This window comes from Parapedobacter sp. (genome assembly GCF_035556095.1).
Classification (GTDB): Bacteria; Bacteroidota; Bacteroidia; order Sphingobacteriales; family Sphingobacteriaceae; genus Parapedobacter.
The window spans coordinates 50,825-72,076 of sequence record NZ_DATMFT010000005.1; the positions used below are offsets into that span (position 1 = coordinate 50,825).

The following is a 21,252-nucleotide window of genomic DNA, read 5'->3' on the forward strand; positions in this document are numbered from 1 at the left end:
AGTGGCAATATCAGCGCTAAAAGCTTCGACGGAATTTTTTTATTATCCGGTTCAAAAGACTTCCATCCGTGATAAACTTTCTACTGGAGGTCCAAGCCAGTGATTTCGGTTGTTTGATTTGTTGCAGTTTACCAAATCTGTTTCGCAATTTTAACCCTAGATAGCCGTCTTCATTAGCGCCGGGCGGGTGTTCATAACGGTCAACAGCAATCCCCTGCGTTTTCCTGTAGGCAGACGAGCAACCGTAGATATACATCGCTTTGTCTTTCAGATTTCCCTGTACGCGTTTGAAAATATCACCTATGGTTTCATAGAAGAAAAAGCTAAGTCTAGTATAGCCAGGTTCGGGTATAAAGGCGAACTTTCCATAAGCTACGGCAATCGTTTCGTCGTTAACGAGCGGTTTAATCAGCGAATTGATCCAATAAGGTGAATATATCGTGTCGGCGTCTCCGTTGATAATATATCGTCCTCTAGCATAATCTAAACCACAGTTTCTCGCATTCTTCACTCCCTGTTTTTCCTCGAACAAGTAAATCGCACCGGCTTGCAAAATCAGGTTTTTTGTTTCATCAGACGAGTTGTTGTCTACAACGATGATTTCGGTCGGAAAGTCTGTTGCCGTGTCCGACAATGAAGACAGTGTCTTCAAAATACCTTTCTCTTCGTTATAAGCCGGGATAACAACAGACACCAACGGTACTGTTTGTTTTTGGAGCCCGTGGATTTTCTTTTTTATTGTTGATATATTTGATAACAACACATCATTTGGCCTATTATGTTTGGAAATATAAGATGGAATCCGAATGGGGCGCATAGGTGTTAATATTAATGTTTTGCATTTACGGTTGAATAAACCGATTCAATCTTATTTACCATTTTCTGTATATTATAGTTAGTACTGATGGTATTTAACGCTTCCTTTCCTAGCATTTCCCTTTCGATTTTTTTTTCCGTCAATTTTTGGATGGCGTTGGCCAACTGATCTGACCTTTTCGTTGCTATTAAAAGGCCGTTGTGTTGGTGCGTGATAATTTCTTTTGTTCCGTCTACAGCGGTCGCAATCACAGCTTTCCCCATGGCCATAGCTTCTAGTACAGCAATTGGCAGTCCTTCCCACAAAGAAGGAAGGCAGAAAATATCAATTGCGTTGAGAAGATCCGGTACATCTTGCCTAAAATCTTGAAACACAATTTTTTCTGATACATTTAGAGATGTAGCCATATCGACTATTGTTTTCTTCATGTCGCCATTGCCCACGATCAAAAAGCGTATATTTGCGTCGTTCGGCAGCAATGCGATAGCCTTGATTAAGGTCCCGGGATCTTTTTGTTCGGTTATTCTGCCAATGAATCCAACAAGCGTAACACTTCGATCAATTCCCAATTCTGTCCTTATGTCTTTAAACTGTCTATTAAGGCTGAACTTATGCTGGTCGACACCGTTTTTGATTACACATGTCCTTTCCATCGCAAATTTAGCTTTCCCTTCTTTCATGTTATTTTCCGACACGCAGAGGGTTATGTCTGATTTACGCACCAAAAACTGTTCGCTTTTAATTCTGATAAATTTTATCAAGAAGTTTTGGTTTTTGTGAAAAGACCAACCATGAACCGTGTAAATTGTAGTTAACCCGAGTCTTTTGGCGCTAAGTATTGTGTTGGAAGCTGCACGTGTTCCGTGAGCATGCAAAATGTCAATTTTTTCGGTAGCTAGTATTTTTTTTACTTTTGGCCAAATCCTGAAATCGAATGGGCGAGTGGTTTCAATCACGTAAACTTTAAAACCTTTCTGAGTTAGCAAACTAACCATCGGTCCATATGTAAACGCCAATATCACAGACTCAAAGTGGATGCTATTGAGGTGGGTTACCAGATCGAGGACGTGCGACTCGCCGCCGCCAATCTTTCCCTGCCTTATGGTATGCAGTATTTTTAGTTTTCTACGAGTCATGTTTTTATTTTTGGTTTGCCACGTCCTTGCGCTGAATCCCTTGTATTCAGAAGTGCTGTTGTAGCTTCGGACAGCGATCTGGATTATAAGCGTTCCTTGATTTTTTTGTAATAAAAGTAGATACCCGATGGCAAGTATATTAGTAGCAGTATCCCTAGATAGCTCAATTGGATGTACGCTTTATTTCGAAACGTTTCGCCTGGATATTTTTTGAAGAACCGCATGACTTCGTTGTAGAATTGCTCAACTGCTGATTTTTCCACTTTTACCATTTTGCTGATCATTTGTATTGCGTAAAACATTTTCTGTCGTCTAGCCAATGGTGCTAAGTTTGGGTAACGATCAGATGTTATGTTTTCGATTTTATTTACGCGATACAAAACCCCCTCCAAATATTTATTGAGATGGTGTTTCGCAAAAAGCCTGGAGGTTGAGGTTTCCCGGTGGTGATATGTATAAAGCGGATTGTCTATAAACACACTTTTTTGTGCGAAGGAAAAGGCTTCAAAGTTGAATAGAAAATCTTCCTCACTTTTGCCTTCCTCGAAACGGATATTTTCGGCTTCCAAAAGACTTTTTTTGTAAATCTTTGTCCAAACGAAATGGTCTAGTACTTCGGCAGACAAGAACGCTGTCATCCCTTTTTCATTGTCAAACAAAAATTCTCTTTCCGAGTGTGTACGGGGATACTTATTTCCTGCCTCATCTACCTGTTGGAATGAGCACGCGGAAATATCGGCACTATTTTTTTCGATATTTTTAACCAGCGTGGCAAACAATGTGGGATCTACGATATCGTCATTGTCGATGAAGCCGATATACTTCCCGGTGCTGACCTCAATACCTCGGTTTCTGGCGGTTGACTGTCCGCCATTGGGTTTATGGATAACCTTTATCCGAGCATCTGATCGAGCGCGCTCGTCGCATATATCGCCAGAACGGTCGGATGAACCATCGTTTACCAATATAAGCTCAAAATCAGTAAACGTTTGTTTTATCACAGAGTCAATGCAGGCGTTGAGGTATGCTTCGGCCTGGTAAACCGGAATTATGATGCTCAGTTGTTGTTTATACATCATTTGTGCTATTGGAAGTTAACAGTTTGGTTGTTTGCCGCTTGATTCAATGAATATTGGAGTGCCTTGGCAAAATAACGATCGTTAGGAGGATCTAGAAAATTATGGTGGTCACCTGGGATTTCATAGACATTTACTCCTTTTAGGGCGGCGTTGGACCAACCCAGATATTTCGGTTCTTCAAGAAAATAGATTCTTTCCTTTGCCTTGAATAAATTCACCTTTATGTCTAAAGGTACAATTCGGTACATTTGCTCTGCCACGTTATAATTTTGGTAAATTTCAAAGTGTTTTGCAAAATCTGCTACCGATTCGGCATTTTCATAACCCAATCCGGCACGCATTCCATCGACTAAACGCTTATATTGGTATCGGATGGTATCTATCGGACGGTGAAAAAACGAACTTGTAAAGAAGGCGAGTTTTTTTAATTGCCGTATTGCAAACCGCCCAGCAGTACGACTGGAAGGATCCGTTTCAAACTTATTATTAATATAGGTGTCAATAATGCCTAGCAATAATATTTTCTTTCCCTTTGCTTTTAGCTGTTTGGCCATCTCGAACGCGATTAATCCGCCAAATGAATAACCGGCAATGGCATAAGGGCCATCCGGATTATTGTCCAAAAGCTCTTCAATATACCGTCTACTTATCTCTTCAATACTGTCGAAAGCCTGCTTTTCGCCACTAAGCCCAAGGGCCTGAAACGCATATACTGGCTGCTCTGGATCCATATATTCTACCATGGTGCGATATACGAGTACGTTTAGTCCGCCGCCGTGAATGAGATAAATTGGAGGTTTAGTGCCAGTGGGTTTGATGGGAACCAGGGCCTTCCAGCTTATTTCCGCCTGTTTGCCTAGTACAAGTTGTAAGAAGTCGCCAAACTTGGATTTGTCGAAAAGGGTGGTCAATGGCAGTCTTATGTTAATTGCTCTTTCAATTTTTGTCATCAGTTCGACGGCCAGGAGGGAATGCCCACCGAGTTCGAAGAAATCGTCGGTAGGCTGGATTTTTTCGATATTAAGTATACTTGACCAGATTTGGGTAATGGTTTTTTCGATATCCGGCTGTGATTCGGAGGCAGTTTTTTGTTCCTGCTTATGGTGTTGTTGCTTTGTCGGTTTAGGCAGAGCTTTCCGGTCAATCTTATTATTGCTGGTCAGTGGCAATTGTTCGAGTGCAACCCAATCGTTCGGAATCATGTAGTCGGGTAACGAGCTACGAAGACTGGTTTTCCACCGCAATAATTGGTCTTTTCCAATTATCGGTATGGTTTCGCCCGGTATCCGGATAAATTCACGGATGGCAATCTGATTGTCAATAGAGACCGGGGGTGGAGGGAGTAGTTGCGGATTTTGTTGATTTATGAACACGGCTTCACAGATGCCGTCGGTACCATCGGTAGACCAACGCACGTGGGCATTGTAACCGTATTTGATGGCAGCGTCCCAGAGTGTATTCAGGTCAATACCATCATGATCGTGTGTCATGGAAGCCTCCACACGGTTTCTTAGTGTGCTAATGGCTTGGTTGTCGTTTAATGATTCCAGGTGGCTGGTGATTGCCAGATCACGCGTGGTACGATGGTTCGGAATGTCTCGGACAGCTACAGTTTTGCCATGGTATTGTGCCAACAACTCTTCGGTACGCTTTAAGGATTGCCACGACTCGGTATGTGTTGGTTGAACACAAGTATGGCCACTGTTGACGTAAAGCCATACGTCATAATGGTATTTAGTGATCTCATTGAGGAATTTTCCACGACGTAGCTGGACATCAACCCCCGTAATTTGCGGGACGAGTTCTCGAATGCGATAGAAAAAAGCCGGATCCATGGTCAACTCATCTTCGAGTCGCAACCTATTGGCGACGATTTTCCTGAAAGCCCCTACGGTTGTATTGTCTTTCGTATGGCTTAGTTGGTCGGCTGTGTGGTGAATAGGCAAGGTATTTTTGCCTTGGATGTCACCTAAGAAAATACAGCCTTGATCCATGTGGTTTGCTGCCTCGGTAACTACCTTGACGAGGTAATCCATATCCGGGAAATACTGAACCACACTATGTACAAGTACCAGGTCGGGCTTCACGCCGTTGAGGCAACTGAAATCGTCTGCAGGAGCTACATAAGCTCTTGCATGGCCCAGTGTGTCAGGCGAGACCGCAATTTTTTCTTGTAGTTTTTTGATTGCTGATTCCGCGTAATCCGTAGCGATATATTGGTCTACTTCAGCAGCTAACTCAAACATTAACTGTCCCGCGCCACTACCCACTTCGAAAATACGGCGGGGAGCCAGCTGTTTTATTCGTTGCGTTGAACTATCTAGCCATTCTATGGTTTGATCCTTTAAATCATCTGCCTGGTTTCCTAATTGTTTTACGATTGCCACGTCTAGGTTTTGGTCCGCAAGGTCAAGGTCTGCCTCTGACCGAATTCCTTGATGGTAGATGTTGTCCCATTTGTCTTTCCAGGTAATCGATTGTTCGGCCCGGTCGCCCGCGCTGGTAGGAACAACGTACGCTACTAGGCGCTGGTCGCCGGGTGTATCCTCCCGGGCAACGACTACAGCTTCTTTGATGTCTGATTGCTTGGTCAGTTGGTGCTCGATTTCTTCCAACTCGATTCGGTAGCCTCTGATTTTGACTTGGTGGTCCAACCGGCCGAGACAAACGATTTCGCCGCGCTCTGTCTCCTTGCCTAAGTCGCCTGTGGCGTAGATCCGCCTTTTAGGGTCAATCGGATCAGATAGAAAGCGCTCTTGGGTCATTTTTGGTTTACCGTGATAACCACGCGCCACGCCCTCGCCGCCGATAAATAGTTGCCCGGTTTCACCGCGTGGAACCGGATTCAATCTTTCGTCGAGTATATGTATTGTTGTATTGGCAATGGGCAGGCCAACTGTTACTGAAGGAAGCTCGTTAGCTCGAATTTGTTTTACGGTCGACCAGATAGTGGTTTCAGTGGGTCCGTACATATTCCATACCTCGCTGCCGAGTTCCAAAAGTCTTTTTGCCAAATCAGGAGGTAGCGGCTCGCCACCACAAAGTATTTTCGTTGTTTTCTTTGTTTCCCAACCGGCATAGGTTAACATTCGCCAAGTAGCTGGAGTGGCCTGCATAATGGTGGTCTTTGTATCATCCATCAACCGGAGCAATTCTCGCGCGTCTTTAATCGATTCTTTGTCGGCGAGTATCAATTCCGCGCCACTCGTTAACGGTAGGTATAGCTCCAAGCCGGCGATATCGAATGATATCGTGGTAACAGCCAGTAAACGATCGGCTGATGTTATGCCTGGTTCACGCTGCATGCTTAGCAGGAAATTAGTGAGGCTATGGTGTTCTATTTCCACACCTTTGGGTGTCCCAGTAGAACCGGACGTGTAGAGAATGTAAGCCAAATCATGACCTTTGGTTTTGTTTTCGGGTGCGTGACGAGGTAATAGCATGCTCTCGTGCTCCAGTGTTTCAAGCGCAACCTCTTCGCCATGGCTGGTTAATGTTCCTATATATTGGCGATTAGTAATCAGTAGTTTAGCCCCCGAGTCGTTTAGCATATAGCGAATACGATCGCTAGGGTAGGTTGGATCGATGGGAAGGTATGCAGCTCCCGACTTGGCTATTCCCAGCAGGGCAATCACCATGCTTATGGTTCTGTCTACTGCGAGTCCGACAATATCGCCTTTTTCGATACCTTTTCCTTGCAGGTAGTGAGCGATTTGGTTAGCGCGGAAGTCGAGATCACCATAAGATAGCCGCGTTGACCCGAATTGGATTGCCATTTTTTCTGGCATACGTAAGGCTGCCTCACTAATTAGCTCGAAAAACGGCTTGTCTTTAGGGTAGTCCTGTTCCTTTGAAGACCCTATTTTAGCTGTACCTTTTCTGTCCGACTGGCTTGAAATGTTCAGTGATCCAATGAGCGTGGAGGGTTCTTGAACGACAGTGTTGAGCATTGCTTCGAAGTCAGTCATCATCTTCTCGATGGTATTTGCATTGAAAAGGCCGGTGTTGTACGACCATTCTAATACAAAAGTATCGTGTGATCCAGTCAAGTTTAGGAAAATTTCAAAGTTTTCAAAGGCACGTGGATTGGAGATAAGCGTATGATTAATGTTGGGAAACGAAACATTCGTATCCATACCCATATCGATGTTGAATACAACAGGAACCAACGGAACGCGCGAATTGTCACGCTTCATTTTTATTGATTTTAGCAGCGTTCCCAATGTAAACAATTGGTGGTCGTAGTCATCGAGTAACTCTGATTTTCGTGTTTTTAGATGTTGATCGAACGGTATGGATGATTGTACAGACCCTCGGATGGGAAGTAAGTTTACACAATGTCCTACGAGGTTGAAATAGCCCGTGGCTGATTGGCCGGCAGCGGGTAATCCTATTACAATATCGGTTTGGCCGGTCAATTTACTCAGATAAACTTCGAAAGCAATCAGGAGCGTATTAACAATACTGAGTCCGTGGGTGGCCCCCAAGCGCTTGATACCGTGTGCCAAGGTGGGGTCTATGGCAAAATCATCCCTTCGGCTTTTGTAGGTACGCTGATCGGGTCGGGGCCGGTCGGTGGGGAGCGACAACGGTTCCGGAATGGTGTTAAACTTTTCAAGCCAATACCGCCGCGTCTCCAAGTAGTTTTCCCTAGAAACCGATGCTTCCATCTCTCGACTATACCTTGCCATAGGAATGGCTTCGGATAATGCCGGTTCTCTTTCAGACACCAACGCTCCATAGATCTCGGAAAGCTCTTCCAACAGGATTCCGAACGACCATCCGTCACAAATGATGTGGTGAGCGGTCAGTCTGAGCATATGGCTGTCATTCGCCAATTTGAACAAGAAGCTTCGGAAAAGTGGTCCGGCTTGCAAATCGAACGGTTCTCTTGCATCCCGGTTCCCAAATTCCGTTAAGTCATGCTCCTGATCCGCTTCGCTTTTAACAGAAATGTCCTCAAACTGAATCGTTTTCAAATATTGGTCGGCTACATAAATTTGCCGACCGTCGGCACTAAAGGTGTAGCGTAGTGCTTCGTGGCGTTGGATAATCTTGCCTAACGCCTTTTCGAGCATCTTGATGTTCAAGTACCCCTCCAAACGTAGGGAAATGGACTCATTGTAGGCACAGCTTGCCTCATGACCTCCGAGGGTACACGACAGCCAGATTTCTAGTTGCGTTTCGGCTGTTGGAACAATCCGTTCAATTTCACCGTTAAAAAAGGGATTGTAATCAACGGGTATTAGATCGTATGTCATTGTATATATGTCGGGTTACGGTGTTACTATTTGTAAAAATTTTCCCGGCTTTTTTTCATCCGCAACAAACCACGCTGCATTTCCATCCTGATTTCTGCCTAAACGAGCGTGAGCGATAGGAGGGATTGCTGTGGGATCAGTCGTCGGGATAAATCCTGCTTTTACAAGTTCGTGTACACTTCCTTCGAAGGCGTGCACGATATGACGGATGTCTTCATCAGTTTGAGCAATCGTGAGGAAACAGGGGAATCCATCTTGAATATGGATGCCCCGTAGCCGCATCGCAGCAAAAAGGAGCTCGCTGTAGGGGAATTCCTCGTGGTATTTTACTTTCCAAAGAGAACCGTAGTGCGCAATGAATAAAGGAGTTTGATATTTTTTGCAAATCTTATTGAGTGTGTCGGCTAGCTCGGCTGTCCGTGCGCTAAGCCGCTCCTGCAGTTGCGGCCCTTGCTCCTTAAGGTATTCCAAAGACGCTTTTGCACTTGCCAATGCTAATGGGTGGCGAACGAAGGTGCCTGCAAAATATGTGACGCCCGTTTCTGGAACAGAATCGTCACCATATTGCCAATAGCCTCCGTCCAATGCATCCATAAAGGTACGTTTACCAGCGATTACCCCTACTGAAATGCCTCCACCAACGATTTTTCCATAGGTGGCTAAGTCTGCTTGGATGCCCCAAATATGTTGCATGCCGTGCAAATGCATACGGAAACCAGTAATTACTTCGTCAAAAATAAGCACAGTACCAGATTGACTTGTGATATCGCGCAACTCACGTACAAATTCGATGGGTTGGAATTCTGGTCTCCTGCTTTGGATAGGCTCCACGAGTACGGCAGCAATGTCGTTTGCTCGTTCGCGGATGATTTCCAAGGCTTTTGGCGACCCGTAATCGAGGATTAACATGTTCTGTACGGCTTCCGGCAAAATACCGGATGCAGCCGGAAATGTCTTCAACTTCTTTGTGCCTCTGACGATGACCTCATCTACAATACCGTGATAGGAATTGGAAAACGCAACAATGGTGTTGCGCCCTGTTACGGTACGGGCAATGCGCATAGCGCCCAGTACCGCTTCCGAACCTGTGTTGCACAATGCCGCCCGCTCCGATCGGGTTAGCTCACACAATAGCCGACATACGTCGCCAGCTTTTTCGTGTTGTGGTCCGACTTCGTAGCCTTCGTCTATTTGCCGGTGTAGCGCTTCTGTGATAAAGTCGGGCTGGTAACCCAACATATTGGAGCCAAATCCGTTTAGAGCATCGATATATTCGTTACCGTCGATGTCCCATAGTCGTGCACCTTTGGAACGGTTTACCACGACGGAATATACTAGCTCCTTGGTGGTGGGCCGGAAACCCGAGACAACACGTGGGTCTGCCATGTGCCGGCGGTGTTCTTGTGTATATGCTTTACTTTTGGCGGTTTTTGCAACATAGCGTTCAATGAAATCAGCCAAAAATTGACTTTGCTGGTCAGTGAGTGCTGTTGATTGCCGCTCGATACGTGCAGTAGCACCGAAAGGTTTCCGGATTTCCGCGGCCTCTTCAGGTGCTAATTGTGATACGTCAGTGGTAGCTGGGTCTATAACAGGCTGTTGTCGTGGAGCTGCAACGGTAGGTTGCATGTTGGCGATTGGTATCGGTGCGGCACCTTGCAGCAGCGCGATTTGCTGCGAAATGAGACTAATTTGTTGTGAAATCAAACTGATGGCATCTACTCCATGGGATTGCGGTGGTGTAAAAGTGGGCGACATAACAGTTGGTTGTGTCGGCGCGACTGATGTAGGAGCAAGTTGGGGGACATCAGCGGGCAGTTGTGCGTCGAGATACGAACCAAGTAGGTCCAATGTATGACATTCTTCGTTGAGCATACGAAAAGTAATCGGTATGTTAAACGCTTTCTTTAAGCTTTGGGAAACTTGAGTCAATAAGAGTGAATCTAAACCTAATTCGATAAAACTCGCATCTACTGGAGCCGTCGAAATGTCGATGCCGGAAGCATTTTCCAGAATGATTTTTACTTGATCGATTAAATCATCTTTTCTCATGGTATGATTAATTGATTGTTTTTCAATAACTATATTATTGCCCGTAGGTACGTTGTTGCCGATGGACTGGATGGCGTCGATCCAATATAATTTCCTATCGTAGCTATATGTGGGCACTGCCTGCAATATGCTGGGGTGTCTAGCGTATACGCTGTCCCACTGGGGCGTTTGCCCATGTAGCCACAGCTGACCGAGCGCGGTACGCATGGAAAGACCTTCATTAGCTTGGGGTTGGTAAATCGAAGCAAAGGTTCGCATAGCAAGATTGGCACCGTGCTGTTTCGTTAAGGTGGAAGTTACCTGTCCTGCTCCTGTTTCCAAATAAACGGGACCGTCTAGTTCACGCTCGGCAAAAGTAATCGCATCCGAAAAACGAACAGTGGAGACGATGTGGTTGGCCCAATAAGCCGGGGAAACAGCCTCTTCATCAGTTAACCACTTGCCTGTAACCGTAGAAACAATCGGTGTTCGGGGCGTGTTAAGTTTGATAGATGCGATCGTTTCTTCGAATGTATCGACAATCGGCCGCATCATCTCTGAATGGAAAGCATGGCTCGTATGTAGCAGTTTAGCAGCAATTCCGTCAGCGTCTAACATATGTGCGAAAGCTGCCACCTGATCTGTAGGGCCAGCGACCACGCATAGGTTCGGAGCATTGTTGGCCGCTAGAGACAAACCGGTCGGTAGCAGTGCCGTTAAACGGTCGGCAGCGGCGCGTACAGAGAGCATACTTCCAGGAGAAACTGAGACAGAAAGCTTCCCTCTTGTAGCAATGACTTTAAGGGCCTCGGCCAGCGAAAATACCCCGGCAAGATGGGCCGCTGCGAATTCACCGATGCTATGTCCGATTAGTGCCGTGGGGTAAACGCCCCAACTCATCCAAAGTTTGGCCAATGCGTAGGCCGTAATAAAGAGCGCAGGCTGTGTATAATAGGTGTTTCGGAGCATCTCGGCAGATTGCTCTGGCGACTGGCTTAACGTCGGATACATAAGTTGGCGGATGTCTTCACCGATCTCCTGTTGTAAAATAGCCGCACATTCATCCACGGCTTCGCGGTATACAGGCTCATTGCGGTAAAGTTGGTGCCCCATGCCGGAATATTGTGCTCCTTGTCCAGGAAAAAGAAAGACAACATGTTCCGATGGTATCCTCAATTCATGGTGCTTCCACTGTTTTGTACGTAATTGTTCAATCAATTGTGCGGGGCTATCTGTAGCGATGGCGTAGCGAAAATTCAAGGGTTCGCGTGTGCGCTGTAACGTATACGCTACGGATTCCAAAGATTCATCAGAATGTCTTTCTAAGTAATCGGCAAGTTTTGCAGCGTAGTTTTCTCCGGCAGCAGCCGTTTCTGCAGACCAGTTGATAATTAGTGGCTTTCGCTCCTCCACAGTTTGGGTGGATGGCAGGGAAGGAGCCGCGTACGTACTTATTACCACATGGGCATTAGTGCCGCCGACACCAAACGAACTAACGCCTGCGTGGAACGGTTGTTCGCGATTAATAGTGTACGCACGATTATTTACCACAAAGGGGCTGTCAGCGAAATCGATATGGGGGTTAGGACTCCTGAAATTAATCGATGGCGGAATAATACCATGATATAATGACAATGCAGTTTTTATTAACCCAGCGACTCCTGCCGCATGGGTAAGATGCCCTATATTACTCTTAATGGAGCCAATTTGGCAGTATTGTTTCGCTTCAGTTTCTCCAAAGGCGAGTTTTAATCCTTCTATTTCAATAGGATCTCCCAGTGGAGTTGCGGTACCGTGAGCTTCAACGTAACCCATATCACTAGCTTGTACACCAGCATCTTCCATGGCCATACGGATTGCGAGTGCTTGGCCCGTTGATGACGGCGCCATGAAACTACCTTTTCCATGCCCGTCATTACTAATTCCTATACCATTTATCACTGCATATATGGTATCGTCATCGGCTTGGGCCGTTTCTAGGTCTTTCAGTAACACAACACCACCACCATCGCTAAAAACTGTTCCAGTAGCATCTTTGTCGAATGTACGAGTATGTCCATCTTTGCTGAACATAGCCCCCTCTTCGAAGCGTTGCCCTCTTTTAATAGGTACGGTAATCGATATACCACCGGCAATTGCCATATCGCATTGCCCATTTCGGATGGCATCGACTGCCTGCGCAACTGCTACAAGTGAAGTACTGCATGCGGTATTGATGGCCACTGCAGGGCCTTTTAGGTCGAGATGGTAGGCGATGCGTGTGGCTATATAATCTTTTTCGTTCGCCAGTGTCGTTTGGAATTCACCGATTTTAGCAATTTCTTCTGGATGATGTTGCACATTATTTAGATAATAGGTGCCACTACCAGAACCGGCATAAACGCCTATGGTATAAGCGTGCTTTTTTGTAAGATAACCGGTTTTTTCCAGTACATCTCGGCAAATTTCAAGGAATATTCGTTGCTGGGGATCCATGAGTCGGGCCATTACGGGAGTAATGCCAAACACAGCTTCATCGAACCAGCCGGTTTGATCGACAATGCCGCGGGCTTTAATGTACTCAGGCGCGGTGCGTAGCTCAAGGGGGATGGTTGTATCCAGCTCATGGTCTTCAAAAAACGATATCGTTTCCTTCGCCTCACATAATGCTTCCCAAAGCTCTTCCACACTATTAGCACCTGGGAAACAACCCGCCATACCGATAATCGCCACTGACCGGTTTCTGTTATTTCGTTGTCGCGTCTTTACACTGATTGCCGTACTTTGCCCTGGTTGGAGATAGTTGGCTAATCCGCTTAATGTAGGGTACTGATAGAGCTTGACGATTGGTAAATGATGTCCAGTTAACATTTTGAAATGGGATACGAATTTCATTGCCAATAGCGAATTTCCACCTAGCTCAAAGAAATTGTCGGCACCACTAATCTCTTCTAGTCCTAGAATTGCCTCCCAAGAACTTCGTATCGTATTTTCCGTTTCATTTTGAGGAACACCCGCACTAGCAGGTGCTTTTTTAGATTGCCGGCTCGGGACAGGCAACGCCTTCCGGTCCAACTTTCCGTTGGCCGAAAGCGGAAGCGCATCCAGATGGATGTACCGATCAGGTATCATGTAGTCTGGCAATTGCTTCCGTAACTGCGTCGAAATTAGTTTTTCATTTACTGTCTGATCGTTGCCTGTCCAATAAGCGACCAATTGTTTCCCGAGGTACGCATCGTCCCAGACGCTTGCACAGCATTGTCTTACACCCGGAACGGACACTAATACATGTTCGATTTCACCAAGTTCAATGCGGAAGCCGCGAATTTTTACCTGATTGTCGATCCGTCCCAAATATTCTATTTCAGAAGACGGAAGTCGTCTCGCGAGGTCGCCTGTTCGGTAGATGCGCCCTGCGGCAAATGGATTTTCAATAAATCGTTCGGCGGTCATTTCCGGTCGGTTTAGGTAGCCCCGCGCGACTTGAATTCCACCGATACACAACTCCCCAACTTCTCCATCGGGAAGGAGGTTGAGTTGTTCATCAACGATATAGATGCTGGTATTTTCGATTGGCGTACCAATGGTTACGGTTTCGAATGTTTCAGGTACGTGCCAACAGGTTACATCAATTGCGGCTTCAGTGGGGCCGTAGAGATTAAATAACGCAACGTGCGGGAGCTTCTTCCGAAACAATGAAATTTGATGTGCGCTTAGTGATTCTCCACTGCACAACACACGTTTCAGAACATGGCTTGCGTCTGCATCGAAATCGAGTAGAAACATTTCGAGCATGGAGGGGACGAAGTGGACAGTCGTGATTTTATAATTGCAGATTGTACGCTTTAGGTAGTCGCTGTCTTTATGGCCACCAGGTGACGCAAAGACAATCCGTGAGCCGACCAATATCGGCCATAGTAATTCCCAAACAGATACATCAAAACAATAGGTTGTTTTTTGCAGTACGGAATCATTATCTGTAAGGTCGAAATAGTTTTGAGCCCACTCTAGCCGGTTAAATAATCCGATATGTTCATTTATGACCCCTTTTGGTTTGCCGGTGGAGCCGGAAGTATAGATAACATAAGCCGCATCATTAGGCTCAGGAAAATCGGGAAGATTATGGGTTGAATATGATAGCCAGTCGGCCATCATATCATCCCATACTATATCTTGATAACAGGCTTCTGCGTCAATAACTTGCGAAAGCTTAGTGTGTATTGAGGGCGTTGTCAAAACCATCGGCATCGCAGTATCTGCCAAAATGTACTCGATGCGGTCGATGGGATATTCAGGGTCTATGGGTACATAAGCGCAACGGGCCTTCATGATAGCAAGGATGCTTATGAGCATTTCGAATGACCTTTCTAAGCAGATTCCTACCATCGTGCCCGGTTTCAATTCGCGTTCGATTAAATAACGGGCCAACTGGTTTGACTTTTCGTTTAGTTCACGATAAGTCAATACTCGTCCGTCAAAAAGCGCTGCGGGTGCATCAGGAGATTTCCGCGCTTGGTTGTCGAATACGTGAATAATCGTAGAATTTCCCTTGCTTTTCATTTGCTAGATATGAATGCTATTGTCAGCAGTTCCCAAAAGTATTACGAATATCGCTTACCTGTTGCATTCGAGATATTCCATTTTTGTATTTGTAGTGGTTATGCTACATATTCTTCCGTTTTCAGTTACAAGAAAATGTTTTTGATTCCTTTCTTTCGATCTGTTTACGTTATTTTGATTTCGGATAGGCTGACGTTACTTACGGGCACATATTATCTAACCACGTTCTTCGGAACAGTTCGGCTTCGCCGACAGGAATAATCTCGGCACCCAACATGCCACCCGCGATTACCTGCTGCTTCTGATAGCAACACTGAAATTACGAAGGCTTCATACCGACACTGTGTGATGAATTGTAATTATCACGATATCGACTTGCTTTCTCTACTTATCCTGTACGACGAAAACAAAGCAAGAATTCAATATACTGGCTACACTCAGATGAATTAACTCGCCGGCCGTAACAAGGGGGGCATGATGAAAATTGACATCGGTCAATATTCAAGCGTGCTGGTTTTTATTATCTTTTTTGCCGTTCCATTCCTCAAGGCTAAGTAATGTATTACGTGCGAACGTAGTGTTACATGGCATATGTGGCATACTAATAAATGATATTTGTGCTGTCTATTTTTCCTTTTTTCACGAAATTCATTAAAATCTTGGGGCAATAGATCCGCAAAAATAGCTTTAACCATAACCACTTATTGTGTCTCATCAAAAGAGTAAGGTGATTGTTTAGGTGGTCATCACTCAGGTATGTGTGGTGCTTTTCTTTGATGTAGTCCTGCATCCGTTTGTATTTTTCACCGGTAAATTGCCTTACCATTGAATTTGGCGTAATCCTATACGAAAAATGAGATTTTTGCAAGTAATAGAATTTGCCCCCCGAAAATGCAATTGATAACCACAAATCCCAGTCTTCAAATCCGAGATGGTTGAGATTGATGTCATAACCACCAACATGCTCCCATGCTGATTTGCGATACACGGCCATAGCGTGCATATAGTTCCAAAGCATCAACCGCTGAAGATTGAATTCGCCTATTATCCATGGTCCTTCTTTTGCATCGAAATATTCTCCATCGCTATAGACCACGGTATATAGCGGATGATTATCTAAAATGTTGATGGCTTCGTATATGAAGTCAACAGAGACTTTATCATCACTGTCTAACGGAAGAATGTACTCACCTCTTGAAAATTGTATTCCTGTATTTCGCGCACTACTTAGTCCTCGATTTTCTTGGTGAATGACATGGTAACCTGCTTTTTCCAATTGAAATAAATACGACAGTGTCTGTTTATCCGTGGAACCGTCGTTGACGATGATAATTTCATACCTGCTTTGCTTTTCGTAATCTGGAAAGCAAGCCAATGCCTCCTTTAAATATTGCCCATGATTATAGCATGGAATGACAACTGAAAGTCGTATCTGTTCTTTGTAGTACTGCATCTGAAAGGTAGTAAGCAAAATAAAATCAGCACAAATTTATCGGATAGGACTATATAATTGGGTAGGAACAACTGCTATTTTTCACTAATGTAGGTGTAAATCTACATACGATCATATCCAAATGGCAGCGTTTGGTTTATTTCACTTATTTTTGTTAGGCATTTAGCGATGTTGATCATTTATGAGCTTAATATCCATTATTACTGTAAACTATCGCCAAGCGGCACTTACGGCCGACTTCCTCCGTTCCCTAACACAGCATGCCGAAGGGGAAAACATCGAAGTCATCGTCGTCGACAACGGCGCCACGGAAGATAGTGAAGGGTATTTCAAAGAAATATTCCCATCCATTGTCTACGTCCGTTCCGAAAAAAACCTCGGCTTCGCCGGCGGCAATAACCTCGGTATTCAACATGCCCGAGGAGATTACTTACTCTTTCTGAACAACGATACGGAAATCACGGCAGGATTTATTGAAACACTCCGCGAAGAGCTGGATCGCCATCCGGATATCGGTCTGCTTTCGCCACTCATCTTGTACGATGAAGACAGGCGTAAGATCCAATATGCTGGCTATACCTCCATGAACTATTTCACCGGTAGAAATGAGGGTATCGGTACCATGGATGATGACGAAGGGCAATACGACCGTATTACAGTTGAAACGGGCTATTGCCACGGTGCGGCGATGATCTGCCGTAAACTTGATTTGGATCGGGTAGGATTGATGGAGGAGCATTTCTTCCTTTACTACGAAGAGCTGGATTGGTGTGAGCAATTCAAACGGGCCGGCTTAAAGATTGGATTTACGGGAAAAGCGAAGATTTACCACAAAGAGTCGATGAGTGTCGGTAAGGAAAGTCCGTTGAAGACGTATTTTATGGTGCGTAACCGGTGGCTCTTTATCCGGCGGAATGCAAACTGGCCGTCAGTAGTTGTTTTTAGCTCTTATTACCTGTTTGTCGCCATACCGTTTTTGTTGGCCAAGTATACTATCAAGGGCCGGTTCGATCTTATCAGTGCCGCCATTCGTGGCTTAGCCTGGCACGCGACCCACTCAACTAGCAGTCGCCAACTGGGAATTACGCTTCCTACAGGCTGAAACGATGTCTAAACTACGGCCATCGCCTGCAATTCAGTTTGGACGATCTCCGACAGCCACTCACTCGCCGCCACCAATGGCAATCTCACCGTGGCGCCGCAAATACCCAATTGATTTAGTATTTCTTTTACGCCGGCAGGGTTTCCTTCCACAAAACAAAGCTCGGTTATCCGTATCAGCTTGCTATGGATTTTGCGGGCTTCCTCGTAATTGTTTTCCAGACAATGTTTCGCCAATTGCGCCACGTCTGAAGGAAATGCATTGCCTACCACAGAAATAGTCCCTGCCGCCCCCAATGCCATCATAGGCAGCGTAGCGGGGTCGTCGCCCGAAATCAGCAGGAAATCTTCGGGTTTGTCTCGCATGATTTTACTGAATTGGTCGAAACTACCTGAAGCTTCTTTCGTAGCCACGATGTTGTCGACCTCATGGGCAAGCCGTGCCGTTGTCTCCGGACTGACATTGCTGCCGGTACGGCCCGGTACATTATATAAAACAACGGGCAGGGGAGAGGCTGCCGCCACCGCTTTATAATGCCGGTAGATGCCCTCTTGTGTCGGTTTGTTATAATATGGGCTTACCGATAAGACGGCAATGTAATCTTGGCGATCAAATGTTTGGAGTTGGTCCACCACTTCTGCGGTATTGTTGCCACCGATGCCGGCTATCAATGGCACCCGGCCTGCTACGGTCTCAGCGGTAAATTTCCATACGGCTTTCCGTTCATTCGCGGTGAGTGTTGCAGTTTCTCCTGTCGTACCCAAGGAAACCAGGTAATCCATACCACCCTTAATCTGATGCTCGATAACCCGCCCCAAACCATCAAAGTCGATACTTCCATCTGAATGAAATGGAGTAACTAGGGCCACCCCCGCGCCGTATAGCTCGTTCATGCTACTATATTAACTGTTGTTTTTTATGTTTTTGCCAGCCGCTTTGCCAATGGCTGCTAAGCGGCCAAAATTAGTAGAAATAAATGATTTTACCGCATCCTCTTTCCGAACAAATCTGGTTTCTTTTCATTCGTCGATCAATTGAAGTAATTCCGTTTCCGAAATGATGGGAATCTTCAGCTTTTCGGCTTTGGCCAGTTTGGAGGGGCCCATTTTATCGCCCGCAACCAGGTAATCAAGCTTGCCTGAAATGCTGCTCAATAATTTGCCGCCGTGTTTTTCGATGAGGGCAGTCAGTTCCTCGCGGCTGAATTGTTCAAACACACCTGAGATGACAAATGTTTTACCCGACAGTGAGTCTCCCAAACGTTCCACAACCTTCTCCTTCATTGTGAGTTGAAGGCCATGTTGTTTCAATCGTTCAATTTGTGCCCGGTGAATATCGTTTGCAAAATATTCCGTTACACTCTCTGCAATCCGTTCACCGATTTCATAAACCGATGCGATATCTTCTTTGGTGGCAATGGCTAGGTTATCGATTGTTTTGAAATGTACGGCTAATTTTTTGGCAATGGTTTCGCCCACATATCGGATGCCCAATGCGAATAGCACTTTTTCAAAAGGCTTTTCTTTGGACTTCTCAATGCCAGCAATCATATTGTCGATGGATTTCTGTCCGAACCGTTCCAGTTGTTTGAGCGTATCTTGCTTATCTTTGAGCAAGTAAATATCTGTGATGTCATGGAGCAGACCCTGCCGGAAAAAGGTATCGACGGTTTCATCGCCCATGCCTTCAATATCCATCGCTTTCCGCCCGATAAAATGTTGCATGCGACCAACGATTTGAGGTGGGCATCCTTCGTCGTTCGGGCAATAGTGCACAGCTTCGCCCACTTTACGAATCAATGCTTTGCCACACTCGGGGCACTCACTGGGATACACAATAGGCTGCGCGTCTGCGGACCGTTTCAGCATATTAACGCCCATTACTTTGGGAATAATCTCACCACCCTTTTCTACAAATACGGTATCGCCGATCCGTAGGTCCAATCGTTCGATTTCATTGGCGTTGTGCAGGCTTGCCCGCTTTACCGTTGTACCGGCTAACGGTACCGGTTTCAGGTTGGCCACGGGTGTTACCGCACCGGTACGACCAACTTGATAGCTTACCGACAGGAATACGGTTTCCACCTGTTCGGCTTTGTATTTATAAGAAATTGCCCAGCGGGGTGATTTGGCGGTAAAGCCCAGCTCTTCCTGTTGGCCGTAATCGTTTACCTTGATTACGATGCCGTCAATGTCATAGCTGAGGTTGTGGCGTTCCTTATCCCATTTGGCAATAAAGGCTAATACATCATCGATGTTGGTGCATAAGGCAGTGTGCTCGCACACATGAAAGCCCCAGGATGTTACAGCTTCCAAGCTGCCCCAATGGGTACTGAAGAGTCGGTTTCGGTCGTCACAGTAAAGGAAGTAGAGGAAACAGTCTAGTGGGCGACGGGCCACTTCTGCCGAGTCCTGTAGTTTAATAGTTCCCGCAGCGAAATTGCGGGGATTAGCATAGGCCATCTCGCCATTTTCAATCCGCTCGTTATTGAGCCGTTGGAATGCCGGACGGTGCATAAAAATTTCACCCCTTATTTCAAATACATCGGGATAGCCATTGGTCCGGAGCTTGTTTGGGATTTTCTTGATCGTTCGTACATTAGCCGTCACTTCGTCGCCCTGCACGCCGTCACCCCGGGTGACGGCCCGTTTGAGTATGCCGCCCTCGTAGGTAAGGCTAATGGACAGGCCGTCAAACTTAAGCTCGCATACGTATTGAAAGTCGTTGCCGATAGCCTTGCGTACCCGTTCGTCGAAATCACGTAATTCCTGTTCGCTGTACGTATTGCTCAACGACAGCATCGGCCACCGGTGGCGGACGGTTTGGAAGCGTTGCGTAATGTCTCCACCCACTTTCTGGGTAGGTGAATCGGGATCTAGTAATTGGGGGTACAGCCGCTCCAACCCTTCAAGCTCCTTGAGCCGTTGATCGAAGTCGTAGTCTGAAATCGATGGATTGGCCAGTACGTAATACTGGTAATTGTATTCGTTGAGTTCCCTCGTGAGCTCCTCAACACGGATGGCTGCTTCTGCTGGTGACATGGCAGCGAAAATACGATTTTTTTATTCCTCTAACCTGTCCCATATCTCATAAATCGGATTCCCGGTGGAACTCAATCCGCTGTGGTGCCAGGATCCATTCTTGATTTCGCCATCGAAGGAAAGCGAAGCGCCGACACGGTCGTTATCGCGTGAGAAAAACTCGATATTTTCCGTGTACTTTCCATTTTCAAAGGTGTACGAGCCACCTCCGGTACCGGAAAACTCGCCGGTTTTGATGTTAATGGCTACCCACTGGAAGCGAGTGCCGCTTAATATTTTCAGGGTCCTTCGATCCTGGAGTGTTATCTGGCCAATGTCGTCACCTTGTTTCCGGCCGGTGATGCGCCATACACCCGCCATTGCACCTTCATTGGCATCTATTCGTTTCCACGATGCGTTGCTGCCCGATAGGTTGGCTGTCAGCGCCCCGTTAGCAACATTGATGTCGAAGGAACTGTTCGTGCCCACCCATGTGTCGTTAGACCGGTCATCTGCCGCCTTTTCCGTATCGTATTGCCACGTTACCGTCAATTTACCGTTTTCTGCCGTATATGTACCGCCTCTTGTAGAAATGAACTTTTTATTCTTCAAGTCAAATACGCTGTGCGACAAGTAACCATCTACAAAAACCGCTGTTTGTTGGATGTCTCCCTGCTGGAAGCGCCATGCCCCAGCCAAGGCATCTGATTGCTGTGCTTTGCTGATCAGGCCAGTCGAGCCCGCGATAAGTAGGGAAATGATGATATGTTTCATGTTTCACTATTTTGGTTTACAATGTATTTGCTTTAACACC

At 45.9% G+C, this 21,252-nt stretch carries 10 protein-coding genes; 1 reads left to right on the forward strand and 9 read right to left on the reverse strand.

Translation table 11 applies throughout. The features are described 5' to 3' along the window. Positions 1-16: 16 nt before the first annotated feature. From VNQ80_RS02245 to VNQ80_RS02270, 6 genes are all read right to left on the reverse strand, one after another. The gene (locus VNQ80_RS02245; RefSeq protein WP_325635822.1) at positions 17-694 is read right to left on the reverse strand and encodes a glycosyltransferase family 2 protein; all 678 of its coding nucleotides are present in this window, start codon (positions 692-694) and stop codon (positions 17-19) included. Positions 695-828: 134 nt separating this feature from the next. Continuing rightward, positions 829-1,953, reverse strand: a complete 1,125-nt coding sequence (locus VNQ80_RS02250; protein WP_325635823.1) for a glycosyltransferase — start codon at positions 1,951-1,953, stop codon at positions 829-831. Positions 1,954-2,036: 83 nt separating this feature from the next. Next, positions 2,037-3,032, reverse strand: a complete 996-nt coding sequence (locus VNQ80_RS02255) for a glycosyltransferase (protein WP_325635824.1) — start codon at positions 3,030-3,032, stop codon at positions 2,037-2,039. A gap of 5 nt (positions 3,033-3,037) precedes the next feature. Then, on the reverse strand, positions 3,038-8,293 hold the full coding sequence (locus VNQ80_RS02260; protein ID WP_325635825.1) for a non-ribosomal peptide synthetase: 5,256 nt from the start codon (positions 8,291-8,293) through the stop codon (positions 3,038-3,040). 15 nt (positions 8,294-8,308) lie between these two features. Continuing rightward, positions 8,309-14,863, reverse strand: coding sequence for a polyketide synthase (locus VNQ80_RS02265; protein ID WP_325635826.1), 6,555 nt, complete (start codon positions 14,861-14,863; stop codon positions 8,309-8,311). Positions 14,864-15,464: 601 nt separating this feature from the next. Then, entirely contained in the window at positions 15,465-16,316 is an 852-nt protein-coding gene (locus VNQ80_RS02270) for a glycosyltransferase family A protein (protein ID WP_325635827.1), read from the reverse strand. Between the two features lie 181 nt (positions 16,317-16,497). Here VNQ80_RS02270 and VNQ80_RS02275 point away from each other — a divergent pair, with 181 nt between their 5' ends. Then, positions 16,498-17,418, forward strand: coding sequence for a glycosyltransferase family 2 protein (locus tag VNQ80_RS02275; protein WP_325635828.1), 921 nt, complete (start codon positions 16,498-16,500; stop codon positions 17,416-17,418). 8 nt (positions 17,419-17,426) lie between these two features. Here the strand turns inward: VNQ80_RS02275 and dapA are convergent, their stop codons facing one another. The 3 genes from dapA to VNQ80_RS02290 form a co-directional block, all read right to left on the reverse strand. After that, on the reverse strand, positions 17,427-18,311 hold the full coding sequence (gene dapA, locus VNQ80_RS02280) for a 4-hydroxy-tetrahydrodipicolinate synthase (protein WP_325635829.1): 885 nt from the start codon (positions 18,309-18,311) through the stop codon (positions 17,427-17,429). 126 nt (positions 18,312-18,437) lie between these two features. Then, positions 18,438-20,459, reverse strand: a complete 2,022-nt coding sequence (gene ligA / locus VNQ80_RS02285; RefSeq protein ID WP_325635830.1) for an NAD-dependent DNA ligase LigA — start codon at positions 20,457-20,459, stop codon at positions 18,438-18,440. A gap of 21 nt (positions 20,460-20,480) precedes the next feature. Continuing rightward, on the reverse strand, positions 20,481-21,212 hold the full coding sequence (locus tag VNQ80_RS02290; protein ID WP_325635831.1) for a hypothetical protein: 732 nt from the start codon (positions 21,210-21,212) through the stop codon (positions 20,481-20,483). Between the last annotated feature and the right edge of the window lie 40 nt (positions 21,213-21,252).

Bases quoted from the DNA above. Each gene is read 5' to 3' on its own strand.
- VNQ80_RS02250 (WP_325635823.1), bottom strand. From the start codon at position 1,953: ATGACTCGTAGAAAACTAAAAATACTGCATACCATAAGGCAGGGAAAG.
- VNQ80_RS02255 (WP_325635824.1), bottom strand. From the start codon at position 3,032: ATGATGTATAAACAACAACTGAGCATCATAATTCCGGTTTACCAGGCC.
- VNQ80_RS02260 (WP_325635825.1), bottom strand. From the start codon at position 8,293: ATGACATACGATCTAATACCCGTTGATTACAATCCCTTTTTTAACGGT.
- VNQ80_RS02265 (WP_325635826.1), bottom strand. From the start codon at position 14,863: ATGAAAAGCAAGGGAAATTCTACGATTATTCACGTATTCGACAACCAA.
- VNQ80_RS02270 (WP_325635827.1), bottom strand. From the start codon at position 16,316: ATGCAGTACTACAAAGAACAGATACGACTTTCAGTTGTCATTCCATGC.
- VNQ80_RS02275 (WP_325635828.1), top strand. From the start codon at position 16,498: ATGAGCTTAATATCCATTATTACTGTAAACTATCGCCAAGCGGCACTT.
- dapA (WP_325635829.1), bottom strand. From the start codon at position 18,311: ATGAACGAGCTATACGGCGCGGGGGTGGCCCTAGTTACTCCATTTCAT.
- ligA (WP_325635830.1), bottom strand. From the start codon at position 20,459: ATGTCACCAGCAGAAGCAGCCATCCGTGTTGAGGAGCTCACGAGGGAA.
- VNQ80_RS02290 (WP_325635831.1), bottom strand. From the start codon at position 21,212: ATGAAACATATCATCATTTCCCTACTTATCGCGGGCTCGACTGGCCTG.